The sequence below is a fragment of the Variovorax sp. GW823-FHT04B03 genome (assembly GCF_058796495.1).
In genome coordinates this window covers 1,397,335-1,418,307 of the sequence record NZ_JBXAIT010000001.1, presented here as the reverse complement: position 1 = coordinate 1,418,307, position 20,973 = coordinate 1,397,335, and the positions used below count along the sequence as shown (strand labels likewise).

At 69.6% G+C, this 20,973-nt stretch carries 21 protein-coding genes and 1 tRNA gene; 8 read left to right on the top strand and 14 right to left on the bottom strand.

All coding sequences use genetic code 11. The features are described 5' to 3' along the window. Positions 1-6: 6 nt before the first annotated feature. The 5 genes from AC1RAD_RS06515 to flgB form a co-directional block, all read right to left on the bottom strand. Complete coding sequence (locus AC1RAD_RS06515; protein WP_159274365.1) at positions 7-753, bottom strand: flagellar basal body rod protein FlgF; 747 nt, start codon at positions 751-753, stop codon at positions 7-9. A gap of 13 nt (positions 754-766) precedes the next feature. Then, positions 767-1,981, bottom strand: a complete 1,215-nt coding sequence (flgE, locus tag AC1RAD_RS06510) for a flagellar hook protein FlgE (RefSeq protein ID WP_492734228.1) — start codon at positions 1,979-1,981, stop codon at positions 767-769. Between the two features lie 82 nt (positions 1,982-2,063). Continuing rightward, positions 2,064-2,750: a flagellar hook assembly protein FlgD gene (locus AC1RAD_RS06505; protein ID WP_070061527.1), complete on the bottom strand. Its 687-nt coding sequence runs from the start codon at positions 2,748-2,750 to the stop codon at positions 2,064-2,066. Between the two features lie 44 nt (positions 2,751-2,794). After that, positions 2,795-3,190 (bottom strand): flagellar basal body rod protein FlgC, encoded by a 396-nt coding sequence (gene flgC / locus AC1RAD_RS06500; protein ID WP_492734227.1) that lies wholly within the window; start codon positions 3,188-3,190, stop codon positions 2,795-2,797. Beyond that, positions 3,187-3,594 carry a flagellar basal body rod protein FlgB gene (gene flgB, locus AC1RAD_RS06495; RefSeq protein WP_062469229.1) on the bottom strand — a complete coding sequence of 136 codons (408 nt, stop codon included), beginning with the start codon at positions 3,592-3,594 and terminating at the stop codon, positions 3,187-3,189. Before flgB ends, flgC begins: the two co-directional genes overlap by 4 nt. A 221-nt stretch (positions 3,595-3,815) precedes the next feature. Between flgB and flgA the strand changes: the two genes are divergently transcribed. From flgA to AC1RAD_RS06465, 6 genes are all read left to right on the top strand, one after another. After that, the gene (gene flgA / locus AC1RAD_RS06490; RefSeq protein WP_492734226.1) at positions 3,816-4,514 is read left to right on the top strand and encodes a flagellar basal body P-ring formation chaperone FlgA; all 699 of its coding nucleotides are present in this window, start codon (positions 3,816-3,818) and stop codon (positions 4,512-4,514) included. Positions 4,515-4,610: 96 nt separating this feature from the next. After that, on the top strand, positions 4,611-4,907 hold the full coding sequence (flgM, locus tag AC1RAD_RS06485; protein WP_492734225.1) for a flagellar biosynthesis anti-sigma factor FlgM: 297 nt from the start codon (positions 4,611-4,613) through the stop codon (positions 4,905-4,907). Beyond that, positions 4,904-5,359 (top strand): flagella synthesis protein FlgN, encoded by a 456-nt coding sequence (locus AC1RAD_RS06480; protein ID WP_492734224.1) that lies wholly within the window; start codon positions 4,904-4,906, stop codon positions 5,357-5,359. The genes flgM and AC1RAD_RS06480 overlap by 4 nt, the downstream gene beginning before the upstream one ends. Positions 5,360-5,368: 9 nt before the next feature. Beyond that, the gene (locus AC1RAD_RS06475; protein WP_492734223.1) at positions 5,369-5,803 is read left to right on the top strand and encodes a YadA-like family protein; all 435 of its coding nucleotides are present in this window, start codon (positions 5,369-5,371) and stop codon (positions 5,801-5,803) included. Positions 5,804-5,926: 123 nt separating this feature from the next. After that, a complete protein-coding gene (locus AC1RAD_RS06470; protein ID WP_492734222.1) occupies positions 5,927-6,757 on the top strand; it encodes a response regulator transcription factor in 831 nt (276 codons plus the stop codon). A 571-nt stretch (positions 6,758-7,328) separates the two neighbouring features. Next, on the top strand, positions 7,329-10,346 hold the full coding sequence (locus AC1RAD_RS06465) for a transglycosylase domain-containing protein (protein ID WP_492734221.1): 3,018 nt from the start codon (positions 7,329-7,331) through the stop codon (positions 10,344-10,346). 61 nt (positions 10,347-10,407) lie between these two features. Here the strand turns inward: AC1RAD_RS06465 and AC1RAD_RS06460 are convergent. The 5 genes from AC1RAD_RS06460 to AC1RAD_RS06440 form a co-directional block, all read right to left on the bottom strand. Continuing rightward, positions 10,408-10,497, bottom strand: a tRNA-Ser gene (locus AC1RAD_RS06460). Positions 10,498-10,554: 57 nt separating this feature from the next. Then, a complete protein-coding gene (gene serS / locus AC1RAD_RS06455; RefSeq protein WP_492734220.1) occupies positions 10,555-11,886 on the bottom strand; it encodes a serine--tRNA ligase in 1,332 nt (443 codons plus the stop codon). Positions 11,887-11,949: 63 nt separating this feature from the next. Then, positions 11,950-12,906: a threonine/serine dehydratase gene (locus AC1RAD_RS06450; RefSeq protein ID WP_492734219.1), complete on the bottom strand. Its 957-nt coding sequence runs from the start codon at positions 12,904-12,906 to the stop codon at positions 11,950-11,952. Positions 12,907-12,911: 5 nt separating this feature from the next. After that, the gene (ispH, locus tag AC1RAD_RS06445; protein ID WP_095743996.1) at positions 12,912-13,880 is read right to left on the bottom strand and encodes a 4-hydroxy-3-methylbut-2-enyl diphosphate reductase; all 969 of its coding nucleotides are present in this window, start codon (positions 13,878-13,880) and stop codon (positions 12,912-12,914) included. Then, positions 13,877-14,320 (bottom strand): FKBP-type peptidyl-prolyl cis-trans isomerase, encoded by a 444-nt coding sequence (locus AC1RAD_RS06440; protein WP_062469447.1) that lies wholly within the window; start codon positions 14,318-14,320, stop codon positions 13,877-13,879. Before AC1RAD_RS06440 ends, ispH begins: the two co-directional genes overlap by 4 nt. 107 nt (positions 14,321-14,427) lie before the next feature. Here AC1RAD_RS06440 and radC point away from each other — a divergent pair, with 107 nt between their 5' ends. Further along, positions 14,428-15,105, top strand: a complete 678-nt coding sequence (radC, locus tag AC1RAD_RS06435; protein WP_492734218.1) for a RadC family protein — start codon at positions 14,428-14,430, stop codon at positions 15,103-15,105. Next, complete coding sequence (locus AC1RAD_RS06430) at positions 15,105-15,770, top strand: Smr/MutS family protein (RefSeq protein ID WP_070061513.1); 666 nt, start codon at positions 15,105-15,107, stop codon at positions 15,768-15,770. The genes radC and AC1RAD_RS06430 overlap by 1 nt, the downstream gene beginning before the upstream one ends. 24 nt (positions 15,771-15,794) lie before the next feature. On the opposite strand, the gene AC1RAD_RS06425 is transcribed toward AC1RAD_RS06430, so the two are convergent. The 4 genes from AC1RAD_RS06425 to fabV all read right to left on the bottom strand — a co-directional run bounded on the left by AC1RAD_RS06425 (position 15,795) and on the right by fabV (position 20,900). Further along, positions 15,795-17,849, bottom strand: coding sequence for a bifunctional 2',3'-cyclic-nucleotide 2'-phosphodiesterase/3'-nucleotidase (locus AC1RAD_RS06425; RefSeq protein WP_492734557.1), 2,055 nt, complete (start codon positions 17,847-17,849; stop codon positions 15,795-15,797). A 152-nt stretch (positions 17,850-18,001) separates the two neighbouring features. Next, positions 18,002-19,225, bottom strand: a complete 1,224-nt coding sequence (locus AC1RAD_RS06420) for an NAD(P)/FAD-dependent oxidoreductase (protein ID WP_492734217.1) — start codon at positions 19,223-19,225, stop codon at positions 18,002-18,004. Positions 19,226-19,256: 31 nt separating this feature from the next. After that, on the bottom strand, positions 19,257-19,676 hold the full coding sequence (locus AC1RAD_RS06415; RefSeq protein ID WP_447741765.1) for a group II truncated hemoglobin: 420 nt from the start codon (positions 19,674-19,676) through the stop codon (positions 19,257-19,259). Positions 19,677-19,703: 27 nt separating this feature from the next. Then, positions 19,704-20,900, bottom strand: coding sequence for an enoyl-ACP reductase FabV (gene fabV / locus AC1RAD_RS06410; RefSeq protein ID WP_492734216.1), 1,197 nt, complete (start codon positions 20,898-20,900; stop codon positions 19,704-19,706). Between the last annotated feature and the right edge of the window lie 73 nt (positions 20,901-20,973).

The window sequence follows — 20,973 nt, the reverse complement described above, 5'->3', positions numbered from 1 at the left end:
AGAGGGTCAGCCGTAGGCCAGCAGCTTGTTGGCGGTCTGCGCGTTGATGTCGGCGGTCTGCAGCGACTTCATCTGCATCTCGAAGCTGCGCGCGTTGGCGATCATGGCCACCATGGCATCGACCGGCTGCACGTTGCTGCCCTCGATGGCGCCGGAGATGAGCGTGACGGCCTCGTCGGCCTCGGCCGGCGGCAGGTCGGCGCGCATGCGGAACAGGCCATCGTCGCCGCGCACGAGGTCGGTCACGGGCGGGTTGACCAGCTTGAGCCGGCCCACCTCGGCGATGCCGGTGAGCGTGGTCGAGGCCGCGTCGCGCGAACCCACGAGGCCGTTGGATGCAATGCTCACGGCCGAACCCGGCGGTACGGTGAGCGCGCCGTTGTCGCCCACCACGGGGCGCCCACCCATCGTCGTGAGCTGGCCGTCGGCGCCGATCTGCAGGTTGCCGACGCGCGTGTAGGCCTCGCTGCCGTCGGCCGCCTGCACCACCAGCCAGCCCTGGCCGCCCACGGCCACGTCGAGCGCGCGGCCGGTCTGCGTGAGCGGGCCGTGCGTGAAGTCGGCGCCGGGCGTGGTGGCGGCCACGAAGGCGCGCGTGGGCGCTTCTTCGCCGACCACGGGCACGGCGCGGAAGGTCGCGATCTGCGCACGGAAACCCGGCGTCGAGACGTTCGCCATGTTGTTGGCGACCACGGCCTGCTGCTCCATGGCCTGCTTGGCGCCGCTCATGGCGACATACAGCATTCGATCCACGAAGTGCTCCCGATCAGCGGATGTTCATGAGCGTCTGCATGACCTGGTCTTGCGTCTTCACGGTCTGCGCATTGGCCTGGTAGTTGCGCTGCGCGACGATGAGGTTCACCAGCTCGGAGGTCAGGTCGACGTTGGACGACTCCAGCGCCCCCGAGGCCAGCGAACCGGCCTTGGTGCCTTCGCCCGGCGTGCCGGTGAGCGCATTGCCCGAGGCCTGCGTCTCGGCCCACACGTTGTTGCCCTTGGGCTCCAGGCCGTTGGGGTTGGCGAACGACGACAACACGACCTGGCCCAGCAGGCGCGTCTGCTCGTTGGAGAACTTGCCGGTGATGGTGCCGTCAGGGTTGATCGAGAACGCGGTGAGCTCACCCGACTTGTAGCCGTCCTGGCCCAGCTTGCTCATGCCGTTGGCGCTGCCGAACTGCGTGGTGCCCGTGAGGTCGACCGAGGCGGTGAGCGGCGAGGCGCCGTTGATGAAGGTGAGCGGCCCGATGTTGAACGCGCCCGAGGCGGGTGCGGTCATGACGCCCTTGGCATCGAACGTGACGTTGGACAGCGCGGCGCCGCCGTTCAGCGGTGCGCCGTCAGAGGTGCCGTACACGTTCCAGGTATTGGCCGCCGTCTTCACGAAGTACACGGCCACGTCGTGCGGGTTGCCCAGCGAGTCGTAGATGGGACCGATGGCGTTCGGGTAGTTGTAGGTGGCGGCGTCGGTGGGGTTGAACGGCGTCTTGGTGGGTACCGTGCTGCGCGCGTCGAGGTTGAACTGCGCGTCGATGTTGGCCGTAGGCTTGGGCGGCATCATGCCGCCCTGCACCTGGATCGGGCCCGGCGTGCCGCCGCTGATGCCGCCGCTGGCGTTGGCGCCGTAGCCGGTGAGCTGCAGGCCCTGCGCGTTGACGATGTAGCCGTCCTTGTCGCGCGTGAACTGGCCGTTGCGCGAGTAGAAGACCTCGCCGCTGGGGCTGGCCAGGCGAAAGAAGCCGTCGCCGTTGAGGATGGCCACGTCCAGCGGGCGCGTGCTCGACTGCGTCACGCCCTGCGTGAAGTTCTGCGTCACGCCCGACACCGAGGCGCCCAGGCCCACGCGCGAGCCGGCGTACACGTCCTGGAAGGTGGCGGCGGCCGACTTGTAGCCCACCGTGCCCGAGTTGGCGATGTTGTTGCCGATGACGTCGAGGTTGGCCGCGGCCACGCCGAGTCCGCTGATGCCTTGGGAGAAACTCATGAGGGGGTCCTTGTTCGGTGCGAGGAAGAAGAGTGCGAAGGGCGCGGCCCGCACGGGCCACGCCGAAGACGAAGACGAAAGCTCAGAGGAACAGGCGCACGTCGCCCAGCCCGATGCTGGCGCCCGAGGCCAGCTCCAGCGTGACGCCGCCGGCGCCCTGCTTCACGGCGGCCACCTGCGAGAAGGTGAGCGCGGTGGCCTTCACCGTCGTGCCGTTGTTGCTGGCATCGACCGTGAAGCGGTAGGCGCCCGGCGGCACCGCCACGCCCAGGTCGTCCTTGCCGTCCCAGGTGACGGCGTTGACGCCTTCCTTCATGGCGCCCGCGTCGAGCGTGCGGATCACCTTGCCGGTGCTGTCGACGATCTTGATCTCGACGTCGGCGGCGGTGCCCGGCAGCTGCACGGCGAAGGCCTGCGTGGCGGGGTCCTTGCCGTCCTCGGGCTTCTTGGTGGTGAGCACGTCGCCGGGCGACAGCACGTTGTAGCCGATGAGCGAGGTGGCCTGCAGCAGCTGGTTGGCGCCGGTCTGGTTGACCAGGCCCGAGAGCGTGGCGTTGAGCTTCTCAATGCCGCTCACGGTGCTCATCTGCGCGAGTTGCGAGGTGAGCTCGGCGTTCTGCATCGGGTTGAGCGGGTCCTGGTTGTTCAGCTGCGTGACGAGCAGCTTGAGAAAGCGCTGCTCGCTGTCGGCACTGGAGACATTGTTGTTGCTGTTCGCCGCCGTGGGCGCGTTCAGCCCGCTGATGGACGAGGTGTCGGAAAGGGCCATGGGGTCGGTGTTCTTCCTGCGGGAGGCGCGTGGGCGTGCGTGGGTTACTGGCCGATGGTCAGCGTCTTGACCATCAGCGTCTTGGCGGTGTTGAGCACCTCGACGTTGGCCTGGTAGCTGCGCGAGGCCGAGATCATGTTGGTCATCTCCTCGACCACGTTGACGTTGGGCATCGCCACGTAGCCCTCGGCGTTGGCGTGCGGGCTCTTGGGGTCGAACACCAGCTTGGCGGGCGACGGGTCTTCGATGACGCCGGCCACCTTGACGCCGCCGATGTCGCGCCGGCCCGAAGCGGCCACCTCGAACACCACCTGCTTGGCGCGGTAGGGCTGGCCGTCGGGGGCGGCCACGCTCTCGGCGTTGGCGAGGTTGCTCGCGGTCACGTTCATGCGCTGCGATTGCGCGGTCATGGCGGAGCCCGCCACGTCGAAGATGTTCATGGCTGTACCGCCGACAGGAGCGACTTGATCTTGGCGTTGATGAGGGTCAGGTTCGACTCGTAGCGCAGCGCGTTGTCGGCGAAGGCCACGCGCTCGACGTCCATCTCGACCGTGTTGCCGTCGAGGCTGGACTGGTGCGGCACGCGGTACAGCAGGTCGTCGCCGGCCGTGGCCTGCGCCTGGCCCGCGAGGTGGCGCGACGAGGTGGTGGCCATCGACACCGACGAGGCGGCGCGGCCGCGCTCGACGGCCTCGCTCAGGCGCGCGCCGAAGTCGAAGTCGCGCGCCTTGTAGTTCGGCGTGTCGGCATGGGCGATGTTGGCCGCGAGCACCTCCTGGCGCTGGGCCCGGAGATGGAGCGCTTCGCGGTGGAAGCGAAACGCCGCATCCAGCTTGTCGATCATCTTTGTTCCATCTGTTGAGGCGTCGCCAGTGCACGGGGCGCAGCGACCGATGGAAAGCAAGTCTATGCATGCGGCGCGTTGGCAATCGCCCGAACAAAGGGGGGTTTCGCCTGCTGCTCGCACCTTCGCCGGCAGGGCGAATTCATAAGAATCCAGGGGCGCCGGTTGCGGCCTTCCCGCACCGGCGACCTCATTTCTCTGGCCCTCTTCTTTCGCTTTCGATGACCCTCTCGCCGCTTCGCCAACGCCTGCTGCGCACTGCCTGCGCGATGGGGCTGTCGTGCGCGGTGTCGACCGGCGCGATCGCAGGCGACGCGGCCGCGAAGGCGGTCGAGACCTACCTCCAGGTGCAAAGCGCCGGCCTGCCGGGCAAGGTGACGGTCAGCCTCGAAGGGCGCGGCACCGACGCCCTGCCCGCGTGCGAAGCCCCCGAGGTGTTCCTGCCGCCGGGCGTCACGCCGTGGGGCCGCCTCTCGGTGGGCGTGCGTTGCCATGCCGAGCGGCCGTGGAAGCGCTTCGTGCAGGCACGTGTCGCGGTCGAGGGCCGCTACCTGGTGGCGGCGCGCGCCATCGACGCGGGCCGGGCGCTGGGCGCGGGCGACGTGGTCGAGCGCACCGGCGACCTCACGCGGCTGCCGCGCTCGGTGGTCACCAGCACGGCCGAACTGGTCGGGGTGGTGAGCGCCAACCGCGTCGCGCCCGGCGCCCCGATCCGCAAGGAGCTGCTGCGCGGCGTCGCCGTGATCCAGCAGGGCCAGGCCGTGAAGGTGGTGGCGCAGGGGCCGGGCTTTGTCGTCAGCACCGAGGCCAAGGCCCTGAGCGGCGCCGCGGTGGGCGCGGTGGTGCAGGCGAAGACGCTGGACGGCCGGGTGATTCGCGGCGTGGCCGACGAGGAAGGACAGGTCCGGCTGGTGCAGTAGCGGCCGCCGCGTCGGCGCAGGCTTCACTTCATGCACGCCCTTCCTAAAGTTCTTGCACCGGCTGCCGATATACGGGTCAGCCCCTGAGGAATCACCTTGAAAATCGATCCCACCGCCCCTTCGGCCACGCCCCTGCATCGCACGCCCACACCGGGCGCGCCGGCTCCGTCGACGCCCGCCGAGGCCGTGCAGCGCCCGAAGGAAGCGGCGCCCGTTTCCGCGCTCGTCCATGCGATGCCCGCCGCCGTGGGAGGCAGCGATTTCGACGCGGCGCGCGTGGCCGCGATCCGCGAGGACATCCGCGCCGGCCGCTACGAGATCCGTCCCGAGCGCATCGCCGACGGCCTGCTGGCCAGCGTGCGCGAGCTGCTCGCACCGAAGGGCGAGGCATGAGCACCTTGCTGGCGCACCTGCGCGCGGAAGCGGGCTGCATCGGGGAATTCCTCGTCGCGCTGGACCAGGAGGCGCAGGCCATGTCGGACAGCGTCTTCGACGCACTGAACGCCATCGCCGGCCGCAAGACCGCGCTGCTGGACCGCATGGCCGAACTCGACCGGCAGCGTGAATCGCTGCAGGCGGCGCTGGGCTTCGGGCCCGGTCGTGCGGGTGCGGATGCCGCCGCTGCAGCGGGCGGTGAACCTACGCGCCAGGCCTGGCGCGAACTGCTCGCGCTCGCCGAAGACGCGCGCAACCGCAACCTGCACAACGGCACGCTGGTGTACGCGCACCTGGACTTCACGCAGCAGGCGCTGCACTTCCTGCAGGCCCGCGCCCAACCCTTCTACGGCCCCGATGGCGTGCGCAAGACGCAGCCCGGCGCGGGCACCCGGCTGGCCGCCGGCTGAACAGCAGCCGTGAACGCGTCCGCACGTTTCGCCCTCCGACGCACCGCGATCCTGCGGGTGCTGATGCTGTGGCTCGCGTGCGCCGGCGCCCATGCCTTCGAACTGGCGCCCGCCGTGCGCCCGGACGACGCCATCAACCTAGGCCAGCTGCACCCGGTGCGCGCGGCCGTCGGCGAGACGGCGCGCATCGCCTACTCGGGCGCGGCCATGGCCATCGCGATGTCGGCCGCCTACGTGCCGACGTACCGCCCCGGCGAACAGGCGATCGGCCTGGCCTTCGGCAGCTACCGGGGCTATTCGGCCGCGGCGCTGGGCTTCAAGCGCAGCTCGGACGACGGCGACATGGCCTGGGGCATGGGCGTGTCCAGCACGGGCCGGGACTGGGGCTTCAACGCGGGCATCGGCTGGAAGCTGCCGCGCAGCACGGCCGCCGCCCGCCCCTGAGCCCACGCCATCGCCCCGGGACGCCCTTCACCACCTTCGCATGGATGCCACCGACATGAAGACCTCTCCTGCCACGCCAACGCCCCGCCACGAGAAGGTCGCACGCCGGGGAGCCCGCGCGTGATGGCCGCGCAGCAGGGCGCGCGCCGCGTCGCGATGGTGGGCTGCGACGAGGCGCAGCAGGCCGGCTGGGGCAACCGCCTGCGCCTGATGGGCTGCGATCCCGTGTGCTTCGACGACAGCACGGACTTCCTGCTGGCCATCACCCAGGGCCTGCAGTTCGGCCTGCTGCTGGTCGTGCTGAAGGACGAAGGCGCGTGGCCGATCCTCACGGCGATGTGCCGCGCGCTGCGCATTCCCATCTTCCTGGTGGCACGCGCCTCGCAGCGCGACCTGCTGGTCGACGTGCTGTCGGCCGCGGGCGGCGAGACGCAGGGCGCGAGCATCGACTTCGCGGTGCTGCCCGTCGACGAGTTCGAGGTGGAGCTGCGCGTGCGCGAATCGCTGCGGCGCAACCGCACGTTGCTGCAGCCGCACGCCACGGCCGCGTGCTTCGGCGACTACCAGTTCCTGGGCGAGCGCCGCGTGGTGGTGTGCCACGGCACCGAGGTGCGATTGAAGCCGCGCGAGTTCGAACTGGCGCTGCTGCTGTTTCGCAACGCCGGCCGGCTGCTGGAGCGCGACTGGCTGCTGGCCTCGCTGTGGGTGGATGCGCGCATCGAACGCACCAGCCGCACGCTGGACTGCTGCGTGGCCAGCATCCGCCGCAAGCTGTCGCTGCACAAGGGCGGCGAGTTCGTGCTCGTCTCGGTGTATGGGCGCGGCTACGAGCTGCGGCACATGCCGGCCGCGCGGTGCGCGTCGGACGTCGACGAGGCGCCTCTGATCGACACCGCGGACTTCCCGGACACCTCGAACGAGCCCGTGTGGCTCGGCGAAAGCGCGCGGGCCTGAGCATGCGCCCGCGCGACAAGAAAACCGTGACGACCTCCGGCCTCGAGGAACCACCCCGAAGGGCGGGTGCCGAAGCGTCCTCTACCAACGCCAGAAGACCGTCGCCGCCAGTATCCGCGCCTTACCTGAAGACAGGCTGAAGCCCCGCACAAAACCCTTCTGCTTCCGCACTCAGCCGCCAGTCAGCGAACGTACGTTCAATGGCAGGCCACATCGTGAGGGGGAGATTCATTGCAGGACACCATGAGACTACTCGCAGAGGCATCGCTGATTCTTGCCCTGGCCATCGTCCTCGGCGGGTTGGTGCTCGGGCTGCTGGCGGGCCCGCAGGATTCCGACGACTAGTGGGGTGTCCGGGGTCGTGAAGGGTTAGCAGGTCAGTTCGCCCTGAGATAGATCCGCACGTCCGTGCAGATCGACATGCGCCATGTGTGTCGAGGTACCTCTTCTGCCGCACGGCGGAAGTGCATGGCTCCGGCCGATTGCGTCGTCGCACGCATGCCAAATCGCCTCAAAAAGCGCATCATCGTCACTGACGAACCCATGGTGTGGACTGTTCGCGAGGCAGAGCATGACTTGGTTCAAGAAGCTTGTCTGGATCGGCGCGGGACTCGCCGTGGGAGGCGGGTTTGCCCTGTTCGTGCTGGACGAATTGAAGACGTCCCGGCTGCAATCGGCCCTGTGGCGCGACCTGGCCGAGGGCGCCCGCTTCAGCGTCGAAGACGGTGCCAGCGATGCCATCCGCTTTCCCCGGACCGGGCCCTACGACGAGCGGCTGGGCTACCACCAGCTGCCGGACTACATCGAGCGCCTGGCGCCGCAGGGCTATGTCGTCACCCGCCAGGCCCGCATGTCACCGCGGCTGATCGAACTGCAGGACTACGGGCTCTTCGCGCCCTACCGTGAGAAAAACCAGGCCGGCCTGACCGTGCGCGACTGCCGGGACACGGCGCTGCTGCACACCCGCGTGCCCAAGCGCGCCTACGAGCGCTTCGAGGAGGTGCCGCCGCTGCTGGTGAGCGCCCTGCTGTTCGTCGAAGACCGCCACCTGCTGGACGCGCAGCCGCTGCAGCGCAACCCCGCGATCGATCCGGAACGCTTTGCCAAGGCGACGCTCGAGCAGGCGCTGCGCGCGGTCGGCCTGGGCCAGACGGCGACGGGCGGCAGCACGCTGGCCACCCAGCTCGAGAAGTACCGCCATTCGCCGCAGGGCCGTACCGGGTCGGTCGGCGACAAGCTGCGCCAGATGGCGTCGGCCTCGCTGCGCGCCTACCAGGACGGCGACGACACGCAGGCGCGGCGCCGCCAGATCGTCGTCGACTACCTCGACACCGTGCCGCTGGCCGCACGCCCGGGCATGGGCGAGGTGCACGGGCTGGGCGACGGCCTGTGGGCCTGGTACGGGCGCGACTTCGGTGAAATCAACCGCCTGCTCGCCGATCAGGCGGAAGAGGCGGCAGCGCCCACGGACGAGGCGCTGCGGCAGCAGGCCGAGGCCTTCAAGCAGGCGCTGTCGCTGATGATCGCGCAGCGCCGTCCGTCGCAGCACCTGCTCGGCGACGGCGTCGGCCTGGCGCGGTTGACCGACAGCTACCTGCGGCTGATGGCCGAGGCTGGCCTGATCTCGCCCACGCTGCGCGACGCGGCGCTGCCGCTGTCCTTGCACCTGCAGCCGCCGCTGCCGCCGACGCCCCGGCCCGACTTCGTGCAGCGCAAGGCCGCGACCGCGCTGCGCACCCACATCGGCACGCTGCTCGACGTGCCGCGGGCCTACGACCTGGAGCGCCTCGATCTCGAGGCCGAGACCAGCCTGGACGGCGAGGCGCAGGCGCTGGTGGCGCGCGTGCTGGCCGGCCTGCGCACGCCCGCCGCGACGAAGGCCGCGGGACTGGTGGGCTCCCACATGCTCGACCCGGGTGCCGACCCCAGCCCGCTGATCTACAGTTTCACGCTGTTCGAGCGCAGCGCCGGGAGCAACCTGCTGCGCATCCAGGCCGACAACATCGACCAGCCGTTCGACGTGAACCAGGGCGCGCGGCTGGACCTGGGCTCGACCGCCAAGCTGCGCACCCTGGTGAGTTACCTGGAGCTCGTGGCCGAGCTGCACGCGGGCTGGGTCGACCTGAGCCCGGCCCAGCTGTCGGCGCTGGCGCCGAACCCGCGCGACCCGCTGGGCACGTGGGCGCGGCAGTACCTCCTGCGCGCCAAGGATCGCCGTCTTGCGCCAATGCTGGAGGCGGCGATGGAGCGCAAGTACTCGGCGAACCCCGGCGAGGCCTTCTTCACCGGCGGGGGCCTGCACCAGTTCGAGAACTTCGAGCGCTCGCGCAACAGCAGCTCGATGACGGTGCGCGAAGGCTTCAAGCATTCGGTCAACCTGGTGTTCATCCGCCTGATGCGCGACCTGGTGCGCCACCGCATGTTCGGCGGCGCGTCGGGCGCCGAGCGCCTGCTGAAGGACCCCGCCGACCCGGGCCGGCGCGAGCTGCTCGCGCGCTTTGCCGACCGCGAAGGCTCGGCCTTCCTCACCCGCTTCCATCGCAAGTACCAGCACCTGCCGGCCGCGGACGCCGAGGCGCTGTTGCTGCGCGGCCTGAGGCCGTCGGCACCGCGCCTGGCGAGCGTGCTCTTCACCATCGAGCCCGAGGCCGACGACGCACGGCTCGACGCGCTCCTGGTGCAGCGGCTGGGCCGCGGCGCCGACTCGCCGCGCGCATTGGGGGCGCTGCGCCGCACCTACGCCGGCCTGTCGCTGGCCGATCGCGGGTATGTCGCGCGCGTGCATCCGCTGGAACTCTGGCTGGTCGGTTACCTGCGGCGTCACCCCGGCGCCTCGCTGACCGAGGTGCTGGACGCGAGCGTGCGCGAACGCCAGGAGGTCTACGCCTGGCTCTTCAAGACGCGCCACAAGAGCGCGCAGGACAGGCGCCTGCGCGAGCTGATCGAGCTCGACGCCTTTGCACAGATCCATCGCTCATGGCAGCGCGTGGGTTACCCCTTCGCATCGCTGACGCCGTCTTACGCGAGCGCCATCGGCGCGTCGGGCGACCGGCCGGCCGCCCTGGCGGAGCTGATGGGCATCCTCGCGAACGACGGCATGCGGCTGCCCACGCAACGGGTCGGCGCCCTGCACTTCGCGCGCGACACGCCCTACGAGACACGGCTGGAGCCGCGCCATGCGAGCGCGCAGCAGGTGCTGCCTGCCGAGGTGGCCGCCACGGTGCGCCGTGCCTTGGTCGAGGTGGTGAACGACGGCACCGCACGGCGGCTGAAGGGCGCGCTGGTGGACGAGAGCGGCCGCGCCCTCGAGATCGGCGGCAAGACCGGCACCGGCGACCATCGCTACGAACAGACCGGCCGCGGCGGACGGGTGATTTCGCAGCGCAAGATCGACCGCTCGGCCACCTTCGTGTTCATGATCGGCGACCGCTACTTCGGCACGATCCTGGCCTACGTCCACGAGCCCCACGCCGCGCGCCACCGGTTCACGAGCGCACTGCCGACGCAGCTGCTGAAGTCGCTGGGGCCGCAGTTGCTGCCGGTGCTGCAGCGCAGGGGGTGTGGGGAGCCGCAGCAGCGGGCGCCATGAGGCGACATGGGCGGCCCAAAGACAAAGCCCCTGTAGCAGGGCTGCTACAGGGGCTTGAATCTGGAGGAGAGGGAGGGATTCGAACCCTCGGTACTATCGCTAGTACGCCTGATTTCGAGTCAGGTACATTCGACCACTCTGCCACCTCTCCGGTGCTGTCGAGCCTCAGATTATAGCCAGAAAAATCTGACTTTTGACGCCCTGCGCTTCAACCGCGCAAAACTTCGAGGCCGCCGAGGTACGGACGCAACGCCGTCGGCACGTTGATCGAGCCGTCTTCGTTCTGGTGGTTCTCCAGCACGGCGACCAGCGCGCGGCCCACGGCCAGGCCGGAGCCGTTGAGGGTGTGCACCAGCTCGTTCTTGCCCTGGGCGTTCTTGAAACGGGCCTGCAGGCGGCGCGCCTGGAAGGCTTCGCAGTTCGACACCGAGCTGATCTCGCGGTACGTGTTCTGCGCGGGCAGCCACACCTCGAGGTCGTAGGTCTTCGTGGAACCGAAACCCATGTCGCCGGTGCACAGCAGCACCACGCGGTACGGCAGCTCCAGCGCCTGCAGCACGGCTTCGGCGTGACCGGTCATCTGCTCGAGCGCGTCGTAGCTCTTCTCGGGGTGCACGATCTGCACCATCTCGACCTTGTCGAACTGGTGCTGGCGGATCATGCCGCGCGTGTCGCGCCCGGCGCTGCCGGCTTCCGAACGGAAGCACGGCGTGTGGGCCGTGAGCTTGATGGGCAGTTGCGCCTCGGGCACGACCTCGTCGCGCACGAAGTTGGTCAGCGGCACTTCGCTGGTCGGGATGAGGTACAGCGCCGAATGGTCGGGCGCGGGCTCGCCGTCCTGGCCGCCCTTCTTCGCGGCGAACAGGTCGCCTTCGAACTTGGGCAGCTGGCCGGTGCCGCTGAGCGTGGCCGCATTGACCACGTAGGGCACGTAGCACTCGGTGTAGCCGTGCTGTTCGGTCTGCAGGTCGACCATGAACTGCGCCAGCGCGCGGTGCAGGCGGGCGATCGGGCCCTTCATGACGGTGAAGCGCGAACCCGAGAGCTTGGCGCCCATCTCGAAGTCGAGCCCCAGCGGCGCGCCGAGGTCGACGTGGTCCTTGGGCGCGAAGGCCAGCGGCGTGGCATTGGCGCCGGCGCCGCCCTTCGGGGCCCAACGGCGCATCTCGACGTTGCCGGCCTCGTCTTCACCGAGCGGCACGCTGGCGTGCGGCAGGTTGGGCACGGCGAGCAGCAGCGCGTGCAGCTCGGGCTGGATTTCCTCGAGGCGCTTGGACTGCGATTCCTGCTCGGCCTTGAGCGCGTTGACCTCGGCCATGAGCGCGTCGACCGACTCGCCCTTGGCCTTGAGCGGGCCGATCTGCTTGTTCAGCGTGTTGCGGCGCGCCTGGATTTCCTCGGTGCGGGTCTGCAGCGTCTTGCGCTCGGCCTCGAGCGCAGTGAACGCCGAGACGTCGAGGTAGGGCTGGTTCTTCTTGCGTTTTTCGAGGCCGGCCACAGCGGAGGCCAGGTCTTTGCGGAGCAGGGTGATGTCGAGCATGGGGAGATTTTAGGTGGGCGCCCGGCCCGCGCCCGCCCTCCCCGCTCGCACGCCTGCGGCGACTCAGGCGACCGTGGCCGGGTCGACGTTCGCCCCGCAGATGATCAGGCACACCTTCTCGCCCTCGCGCGGCACGTAGGCGCCGGTCTGCAGCGCCGCCAGCGGCAGCGCGGCGGCCGGTTCCACGGCGAGCTTCAGCTCCTTCCACAGCCACTGCTGGGCGGCGCGGATGGCGTCGTCGGACAGCAGCAGCGCGTCGCGCACCTGCTGCTGCGTGATCTCCCAGGCGATGGCGCCGATGCGGCGCGCGCCGAGCGAATCGGCCGCGATGCCGCCGACGTCCACGTCGACCGGCTCGCCGGCCTCGCGGGCGCGGAACAGCGTCGGGGCCTTCTCGGGCTCGAGTGCCACCACGCGGGCGCGCTGCTCGAACCAGCCGGCCAGGCCGCCGATCAGGCCGCCGCCACCCACGCTCACGAGCACGGCGTCGGGCAGGCCGCCCTGCGCCTCGATCTCGCGGCCGAGCGTGCCAGCGCCGGCCACCACTTCGGGCTGGTCGTAGGCGTGGGTGAGCAAGGCGCCCGTTTCCTTCTGGCGCGCCAGGCAGGCGGCCAGCGCGTCGGGGTACAGCTCGCCGACCACGACCACTTCGGCGCCCAGCGCCCGCAGGCGCGCGCGCTTGGCTTCGGGCGACACGCCCGGCAGGAACACCTGGCAGGGCACGCCCAGCGCCTTGGCGGCGGCCGCCGTGGCAATGCCGGCGTTGCCGCCCGAGGCCACGATCACGCCCGCGGCGGGGATGTCGTTGGCCAGCAGGCGGTTCATCATGCCGCGGGCCTTGAAGCTGCCGCTGACCTGCATGTGCTCCAGCTTGAGCCACACTTCGGCGCCCGGCGCGGCCACGCCCAGGGCGGCGGCCGGCAGCTTCCACAGCGGCGTTTCACGCAGGAAATGGCCGGCGCGTTCGCCCAGCCTGCGGGAGGCGCTCTCGATGTCGGAGCGCCAATCGGTGTTTTTCATGATGTTCAGGAGATGTGCCCGGGGGGCGGGATGTCGTCGAGCTTGAGGCCCTTGGGAAGCGGGAACTTGATGGTTTCCTCGATGCCGTCCATCTTGCGCACCGACACGGCGCCGAAGGCGCGCACGCGCTCGATCACCTCGTGCACCAGCACCTCGGGCGCCGAGGCGCCGGCGGTGAGGCCGATGCGCGACTTGCCCTCGAACCATTCGGGCTTGAGCTCGTCGGCCGAATCGACCATGTAGCTCTCGGTGCCCAGGCGCTGCGCCAACTCGCGCAGGCGGTTGCTGTTGGAGCTGGTGGGGCTGCCGACCACGATCACGAGGTCGACCTGCGGGCTCATGATCTTCACCGCGTCCTGGCGGTTCTGGGTGGCGTAGCAGATGTCCTGCTGCTTGGGCTCGCGCACGTTCGGAAAGCGCGCGCGCACGGCGGCGGCGATCTCCGCGGCGTCGTCCACGCTGAGCGTGGTCTGCGTGACCACGGCAAGCTTCTCGGTCTGCAGCGGCGACGCGTTGGCCACGTCGGCCACGTCTTCCACGAGGTGGATGCCGCTCGACAGCTGCCCCATCGTGCCTTCGACCTCGGGGTGCCCCTTGTGGCCGATCATGATGAACTCGTAGCCCTCTTTGGCGAGCTTGGCCACCTCGACGTGCACCTTGGTCACGAGCGGGCAGGTGGCGTCGAAGATCGAGAAGCCGCGGTCGCGCGCCTCCTGCTCCACGGCCTTGCTCACGCCGTGCGCGCTGAACACCAGCGTGGAGCCGGGCGGCACGTCGGAGAGCTCTTCGATGAAGATCGCGCCCTTGGCCTTGAGCTCGTTCACCACGTAGGTGTTGTGCACGATCTCGTGGCGCACGTAGATCGGCGCGCCGAACTTGGCGAGGGCGCGCTCGACGATCTCGATGGCGCGGTCCACGCCGGCGCAGAAACCGCGCGGCTCGGCCAACAGGACTTCCTCGATGTTCGGGTTCATAGCACGCCGATCAGCTTCACTTCGAAGGTGACCGGTTGCCCCGCGAGCGGGTGGTTGAAGTCGAAACGCACGCCGGTCTCGTTCGACTCGACGACCGCGCCCGCGTAGCTGCCCGAGCCGTCGGGCGTGGGAAATTGCACCACGTCGCCGACGGCGTACTGCTCGTCGGGATCGCCCATCTGGGCCAGCAGCTTGCGCGCCACCCATTGCTGCATGTCGGGGTTGCGCTCGCCGAAGGCCTCGCCGGCAGGCAGCTCGAAGGTGGCGTGCGCGCCCTCTTCCATGCCCATCAGGCGCTGCTCCATGGCCGGCGAGAGCTCGCCGGTGCCCAGCGACAGCGTGGCGGGCTTGTCGGCGAAGGTGTTGATGATGTCGCCCGCCGGACCGGCCAGCCGGTAGTGCAGGGTCAGGAAGGAGCCGGAAGTCACAACTTGGGACATGGGTGCAGCGAAGGTGGGCAAAGACGAGGGAGGTGTCCCGATAAACTGGCCCTCATTTTAAGGATCGGGGCAACACCTCGCCCCGGCCCAGGTTTCAGCAGGGTTTCATGGCATTCAAGGATCTCCCTCTCGACGCCCGGCCGCGCGAAAAGCTCATCGCGCGGGGCGCCGCCGCGCTGGCCGACGCCGAGCTGCTGGCGCTGCTGCTGCGCACCGGCGTGGCCGGCAAGAACGTGCTCCAGCTGGCCCAGCAACTGCTCGAACGCTTCGGCGGGCTGTCGGGGCTGCTGCACACGGCGCCCGATGACCTCAAAGAGGTCAAGGGCATGGGCGGCAGCGCCAAGCGCTCCGAACTCACGGCGGTGCTCGAACTGGCGCGCCGCGCCATGGGCGAGCGCCTGAAGGAGCGCACGGTGTTCGACTCGCCCGAAGCGGTCAAGCAGTACCTGCAGATGCACATCGGCTCGCGCCCGCACGAGGTGTTCGCGGTGCTGTTCCTCGACGTGCAGCACCGCCTGCTCACGCTCGAGGAGCTGTTTCGCGGCACGCTCACGCAGACCAGCGTCTACCCGCGCGAGGTCGTCACCCGCGCCCTGCACCACCAGGCCGCGGCCGTGGTGCTGGCCCACAACCACCCCAGCGGCAGCATCGAGCCCTCGCGCGCCGACGAATCGCTCACGCAAACCTTGCGCGCCGCGCTGGCGCTGGTCGACGTGCGCGTGCTCGACCACGTCATCGTGAGCCCGGGCCAGAGCTTCTCGATGGCGGAACGGGGGCTGCTCTGATGGCGTCGTCGTCTTCGCGTCCCCCGGCCCTGAAGAACCTGGCCGACCTCAAGCAGGTGCAGCGCGTGCTCGCCGAAACCCGCGAGCGCGAGGCCGCCGAGGCCGCCGCGCGCGCCGCGGCCGAGCGCAAGCGTGCCGCCGAGAAAGACCTGTTCACGCGCGCCATCGGTGCCACCGAACCGCTGCGCCGCAAGGCCGCCGTGGCGCTCGCGCCCGAGCCGCCCGCGCCCATTCCGTTTCAGCACCAGCTCGACGAGCAGCGCGTGCTGCGCGAGTCGCTCTCCGACGAGTTCGACGTGACCACGCTGCTCGACGTCGACGACGCCATGAGCTTTCGCCGCCCCGGCATCGGCACCGACATCACGGCGCGGCTGCGCAAGGGCGACTGGGCGATCCAGGGGCAGGTCGACCTGCACGGCCTGCGCAGCGACGAGGCGCGCGAGGCGCTGGGTGGCTTCATCCGCAACGCCCACAAGCAGGGGCTGCGCTGCGTGCGCGTGGTGCACGGCAAGGGCCTGGGCTCGCCCGGCAAGCAGCCGGTGCTCAAGACCAAGACGCAGCGCTGGCTGATCCAGAAGAACGAGGTGATCGCCTTCGTGCAGGCCAAGCCGGCCGAAGGCGGGGCCGGGGCGCTGGTGGTGCTGCTGGCGCCCGTGCGGCGCTGACACGGCGCCGCACGGGCCCTGCCCTTACTTGCTCAGATCGACCTTGTAGACCGAGCGGCCCTTGCCGCTTTCATCGTCCGCCTTCAGCAGCGAGATGTTCGTCAACCCCGCGTCCGTGGCCGCGCTCAATTGCCCCGGGCCCGACGTGATCGTCACGTTGCCCGCCGTCGTCACCTTGGTGAAGCGCCAGCTGCGCGCCGCGCCGTCGGCCGCGCGCGTGATCGTCTTCTTCGCCTTGATGTACGCGATCAGCACGTCGCGGTTCGCATCGGGCGAGGCGTAGATCGTTGCGCGCCCGTCCAGCGCCGGAATGAAGCTCGCACCGCTGGTCGCGCGGTAGTTGTTCGTCGCAATGACGAACTCCTTCGCCGAATCGATGGGCGCGCCCAGGTACATGAGGTTCTTGATGCGGCTGCCCACGGCCTGCGTCACGTCGATCTCGTACTGCATGTCGGGCGTGGTGAACATGTCGAAGTTATAGCCCGGGAAGGGGCTGACCAGCGACTGGTCGGTCGTGAGCGCCGGGTCGATCTTGTTGAAGCGCTTGGCCGCGGCCTCGAGCCAGCCCTTGATCTCGGCACCCGTCACCTTCACCGCGTACACCGTGTTCGGGTACAGGTACAGGTCGGCCGCGCTGAAGATCGCGAGGTTGCCCACGGCCACGTCGGTGTAGTCGCGTCCGCCCTCGAAGCCCGACTTGAAGGGCGCGCTCACCGACAGCACCGGCAGGCCCGCGTACTGCGGCAGGCTGGCCTGGAGGTAGGTCTTCACGTAGTCGGCCTGGGCCTGGTTCACGATCTGGATCGCGCCCGGGTCGCCGACGTCGGCAAAGAAGGTGTTCATGCGGAAGTCGGTGGTGCCGATCGGCGTCTTCACGTAGTCGATCGCGGCCTGGTGCTGGGTGTCGACCATCGGTGCCACGCTCGGGTCGGCATCGACGTACACGCCCTTGCCGATCTGGGTCGAACGCGCCTCGACCAGCGTCTTGCTCTTGTCCACGCCCCAGGCCTTGCCGTCCCACACGAGCTCGAGCTTCACGAGGCCCAGCGCCTTGCCCCACGAGCTGGGCATCACGGCCGGCACGCCGTTGACAGTGCCGGCGGCGTTGTCCACGCCGGGCTGCGTGTAGCCGGGCTTGGCGCCGCGGTCGGGGAACAGGCCGTGCTGGTGGCCCATCATCAGCACGTCGATGCCGGGCACCTTCGACAGGTACAGGCCCGGGCTTTCCATGGTCGGCGAGTACGGCGAGGCGTCGAGGCCGCCGTGCTGCAGCGCCACGACGATGTCGGCGCCCTTCTCGCGCAGCTCGGGCACGTAGCGCTTGGCGGCTTCGACCGCGCCTTCGGTGCGCAGCTTGCCTTCGAGAAAGCGCTTGTCCCAGTTCATGATGCCGGGCGTGGTGAAGCCGATCACGCCGACCTTCACCGGCACCGTCACGCTCTTGCCGTCCGGCGCGGTGGCGGTGAACTGCTTGGTGACGATGGTGTAGGGCGCCACGAGCGGCTTGCCGCTCTTGAGGCTGTGCACGTTGGCCACCACCATCGGGAAGCTCGGGCCTGCGCACTTCTTGCTGCCGTCCACGCCCTCGACATCGAGGCCGCCGCCGAGCACCTGGTTGAGAAAGTCCAGGCCGTAGTTGAACTCGTGGTTGCCCAGCGTGCCGGCGTCGTAGCCGGTGGCGTTCATCACCTTGTACATCGACAGCGGCTGCGTGCACGGGATGCGGCTGACCAGCGCTTCGTAGTCGGCCAGCGCCGTGCCCTGGATGGTGTCTCCGTTGTCGAACAGCATCGTGTTCGCGAACTCCTTGCGCGCGGCGTTGATGAGCGTGGCGGTGCGCTCGTAGCCGTACGACTTGTCTTCGGCGAGCTTGAAGTAGTCGTAGCTGCGCACGTTGAAGTGCAGGTCGGTCGTTTCGAGCAGCGCGACCGTGGTGCGCGTGCCGGCGGCCACGGCCACGGGCGCGGGGGCAGGCGCGGGTGCAGGAGGCGGAACGATCGGGGGGAACGTGGTGCCGCCTCCGTTGCCACCGCCACAGGCGGTGAGCACGGCGGCCAGGACGGCGGCACAGGTGGACATGGGGGCGAGGCGCGCCAGCGACGCGGCCACTGCGTTGTTCATCGAGAGGTCTCCCTGCGGATATGAGGAAGACCAGTCTCCGAAAGCCGGGTGACAGACCGGTGAATCCGGGCCTGCCGTGCAGCGCCGTTGCGACAGCCTTTAGGCCAGGTTCAGGCCAGGTGATTCTTTAGTGGTACCGCCGCATCCGCCATCGCCTCGGGCGCGGGGCTGCGGCCCGCTTCGAGCAGCTTGCGGCTCATCATGTGATCGACCGGCGCGTTCACCGATTCGACGCACACGAGCTGGCCGTCGACGTAGTGGAACAGCGAGAACGCCTCGGGCTTCGGCCCCGCGCGGCGCACGCTCACCAGGCCCGGCGTGCCTTCGGCCGGCATGAGGCCCGCCATCTGCAGGCGCAGGCCGCCCTGGTCGGACCAGAACCACGCCACCGCGTCGTGATCGCGCGCGGCGCCGGTCAGCGTGGCCACGGCCGTGCGCGCCTGGTCGTTCGCGTTCTGCACCGATTCGAGCCGCAGCGCGCGGCCCGCGCGGCGGTCGGGGAAGCGCGTGCAATCGCCCACCGCGAGCACGTCGGCCGCGCTGGTCTGCATGTGGCCGTCAACCACGATGCCGTCGGCGCACTCGAGGCCCGCGGCCTGCGCGAGCGCGGTCTCGGGCACGGCGCCGATGCCCAGCAGCAGCAGGTCGATCGGCTGCTTCACGCCGTTGACTTCGACCGACACGAGCCGGTCGCCCACGACCTCGAAGGCGCCGGTCTGCGCGCCCAGCACGATGTCGATGCCGGCCGTGCGGTGCGTGGCCAGCACGTGCGCCGACAGCTCGGGCGACACGGCACGGCCCAGCAGGCGCGGCGCGCATTCGATCACCTGCACGCGCTTGCCCAGCGCCTGCGCGGTGGCCGCCACTTCGAGGCCGATGAAGCCGCCGCCCAGCACCGTGACCTGCTGCGCATCCGCCAGCCGCGCGCGCAGGCGCTGCGCCTCGTCGGCGGCGCGCAGGCTCGCCACGTTCTCCAGGCCTTGCGGCAGGCCGGGCATCTGGCGCGCGCGTGTGCCGGTGGCCAGCACCAGGCGCTCCCACGGCAGCACCGCGCCCGAGCGCAGCGTGACGGTGTGCGCCTCGCGGTCGATGGCCACGGCGGCATCGCCCAGATGCAGCGTGATGCCCGCTTCGCGGTACCAGTCGGCGGCCTTGTGCGGCTGCGTGGTTTCTTCGGCGCTCTTGAGGAAGGCCTTCGACAGCGGCGGACGGTGGTACGGCTCGCAGGCCTCTTCGCAGACCAGGTGCACGCGCGCGCCCTGCCCGGCTTCGGCCAGGCCCGCGCAGAGCTGGGCCGCGGCGTGGCCGCCGCCGATGATGACGATGGAATTCATGGAGAACAGTCTTTCGTGAATCGTTGTCGGGTCACTCGCCGCGGTTGCGCATCCAGTCGGCGGTCTTGAAGAAGGAGTCTCTAAGACGTGCGCGCAGGTCTTCGGGCACGCCGGTCTCACCCATCGCCTGGTCCATGCAGGCCAGCCACTGGTCGCGTTCCTTGATGCCGATGCTGTGGCCGCCGATGGCCTGCGGCAAATGCCGCGCGCGCAGCATCGGGTGACCGAAGCGGTCGGTGTAGTGGGCGGGCCCGCCGAGCCAGCCGCACAGGAACCAGAACAGGCGCTGGCGCGCGTTGTCTAGGTCGGTGCCGTGCACGGCGCGCAGTTGCGCGTAGGCCGGCTCGAGGTCCATCAGGTCGTAGAAGCGCTCGACCAGCGCCGCCACCTTGGGCTCGCCGCCGATCCACTCGAAGGGCGTGCCGGCGGGCGGTTTGTCTTGAATCTGCATGAAAGCGAGTATCCCTTCGGGGGCACTCTAGAGTTGGATCAGATCGGGAATGCCCACATCGGTGCTCACGTCGGCCGTGTAGTCCACACCGTCGACGGCAAAGCCGAACAGGCGCAGGAACTCGGTCTTGTAGCCCGCGAAATCGGTCAGCTCGTTGAGGTTGGCGTCGGTGACCTGCGGCCAGAGTTCCTGCACGCGCGCCTGCACCTGCGGCGCCAGTTCCTTGTAGTCGGCGCGCAGGCGACCTTCGTCGTCCAGGTGCGGCGTGGCGCCGTACAGGCTGTCGGCGTACAGGCCGTGCACCTGCTCGATGCAGCCCTCGTGCGTGCCTTCGGCCTTCATCACCTTGAACAGCAGCGACAGGTACAGCGGCATCATCGGAATGGCCGAGCTGGCCTGCGTGACCACCGCCTTCAGCACCGACACGCGCGCGTCGCCGCCCTTGGCCGCCAGCTGCGCGCGGATGTCCAGCACCTTCTCGTCCAGATCCTTCTTGGCGGCGCCGATGGAGCCGTTCCAGTAGATGTCGTGCGTGATCTGCTCACCCAGGTAAGTGAAGGCCGTGGTCTTGGCGCCGTCGGCCAGCACGCCGGCCTGCTGTAGCGCGTCGATCCACATCTGCCAGTCTTCGCCGCCCATGACGGCGACGGTGTTGTCGATTTCTTCCTGCGTGGCGGGCTCGAGCACCGATTCCTTCACGGTCCCGCTGTCGGTGTCCAGGCCGCGCAGCGTCACGGCCTTGCCGATGGGCTTGAGCACGGAGTTGAAGACCTGGCCGGTCTTCGGGTGCGTGCGGCGCGGCGCGGCCAGGCTGTAGACCACGAGGTCGACCTGGCCGAGGTCGGCGCGGATGGTCTCGATGGCCTGCTGCTTCACCGCGTCGGAAAAGCCGTCGCCGTTGATCGTCTTGGCGTAGCGCCCTTCGGCCGTGGCGGCGCGGTGGAAGGCGGCGGTGTTGTACCAGCCGGGCGAGCCGGGCTTGGTCGCGCTGCCCGCGCGTTCGAAGCACACGCCCAGCGTGTCGGCGCCGCAGCCGAAGGCCGCGGTGATGCGCGCGGCCAGGCCGTAGCCGGTGGACGCGCCGATCACCAGCACGCGCTTGGCGCCGCCCGCGATGGGGGGTTTGGCTTTGACGTACGCGATCTGTTGCCGGACATTGGCTTCGCAGCCCACGGGGTGGGTGGTGACGCAGATGAAGCCGCGCACGCGGGGTTGGATGATCATGAAAAGCTCGCTCGGTAAGACATTCGGGGGACGGCGGCGGGGCACGTCGCGGCGTCGCGAATTTAACCCAGCC

Excerpts from the sequence above, each read along its gene's own strand:
- AC1RAD_RS06505 (WP_070061527.1), bottom strand. The coding sequence starts at position 2,750 with ATGGCCCTTTCCGACACCTCGTCCATCAGCGGGCTGAACGCGCCCACG.
- AC1RAD_RS06465 (WP_492734221.1), top strand. The coding sequence starts at position 7,329 with ATGACTTGGTTCAAGAAGCTTGTCTGGATCGGCGCGGGACTCGCCGTG.
- AC1RAD_RS06480 (WP_492734224.1), top strand. The coding sequence starts at position 4,904 with ATGAGCACCTTGCTGGCGCACCTGCGCGCGGAAGCGGGCTGCATCGGG.
- ispH (WP_095743996.1), bottom strand. The coding sequence starts at position 13,880 with ATGAACCCGAACATCGAGGAAGTCCTGTTGGCCGAGCCGCGCGGTTTC.
- AC1RAD_RS06470 (WP_492734222.1), top strand. The coding sequence starts at position 5,927 with ATGGCCGCGCAGCAGGGCGCGCGCCGCGTCGCGATGGTGGGCTGCGAC.
- AC1RAD_RS06415 (WP_447741765.1), bottom strand. The coding sequence starts at position 19,676 with ATGCAGATTCAAGACAAACCGCCCGCCGGCACGCCCTTCGAGTGGATC.
- AC1RAD_RS06450 (WP_492734219.1), bottom strand. The coding sequence starts at position 12,906 with ATGAAAAACACCGATTGGCGCTCCGACATCGAGAGCGCCTCCCGCAGG.
- flgC (WP_492734227.1), bottom strand. The coding sequence starts at position 3,190 with ATGAACATCTTCGACGTGGCGGGCTCCGCCATGACCGCGCAATCGCAG.
- fabV (WP_492734216.1), bottom strand. The coding sequence starts at position 20,900 with ATGATCATCCAACCCCGCGTGCGCGGCTTCATCTGCGTCACCACCCAC.
- AC1RAD_RS06420 (WP_492734217.1), bottom strand. The coding sequence starts at position 19,225 with ATGAATTCCATCGTCATCATCGGCGGCGGCCACGCCGCGGCCCAGCTC.
- flgB (WP_062469229.1), bottom strand. The coding sequence starts at position 3,594 with ATGATCGACAAGCTGGATGCGGCGTTTCGCTTCCACCGCGAAGCGCTC.
- flgE (WP_492734228.1), bottom strand. The coding sequence starts at position 1,981 with ATGAGTTTCTCCCAAGGCATCAGCGGACTCGGCGTGGCCGCGGCCAAC.
- flgA (WP_492734226.1), top strand. The coding sequence starts at position 3,816 with ATGACCCTCTCGCCGCTTCGCCAACGCCTGCTGCGCACTGCCTGCGCG.
- AC1RAD_RS06440 (WP_062469447.1), bottom strand. The coding sequence starts at position 14,320 with ATGTCCCAAGTTGTGACTTCCGGCTCCTTCCTGACCCTGCACTACCGG.
- AC1RAD_RS06430 (WP_070061513.1), top strand. The coding sequence starts at position 15,105 with ATGGCGTCGTCGTCTTCGCGTCCCCCGGCCCTGAAGAACCTGGCCGAC.
- serS (WP_492734220.1), bottom strand. The coding sequence starts at position 11,886 with ATGCTCGACATCACCCTGCTCCGCAAAGACCTGGCCTCCGCTGTGGCC.
- radC (WP_492734218.1), top strand. The coding sequence starts at position 14,428 with ATGGCATTCAAGGATCTCCCTCTCGACGCCCGGCCGCGCGAAAAGCTC.
- AC1RAD_RS06425 (WP_492734557.1), bottom strand. The coding sequence starts at position 17,849 with ATGTCCACCTGTGCCGCCGTCCTGGCCGCCGTGCTCACCGCCTGTGGC.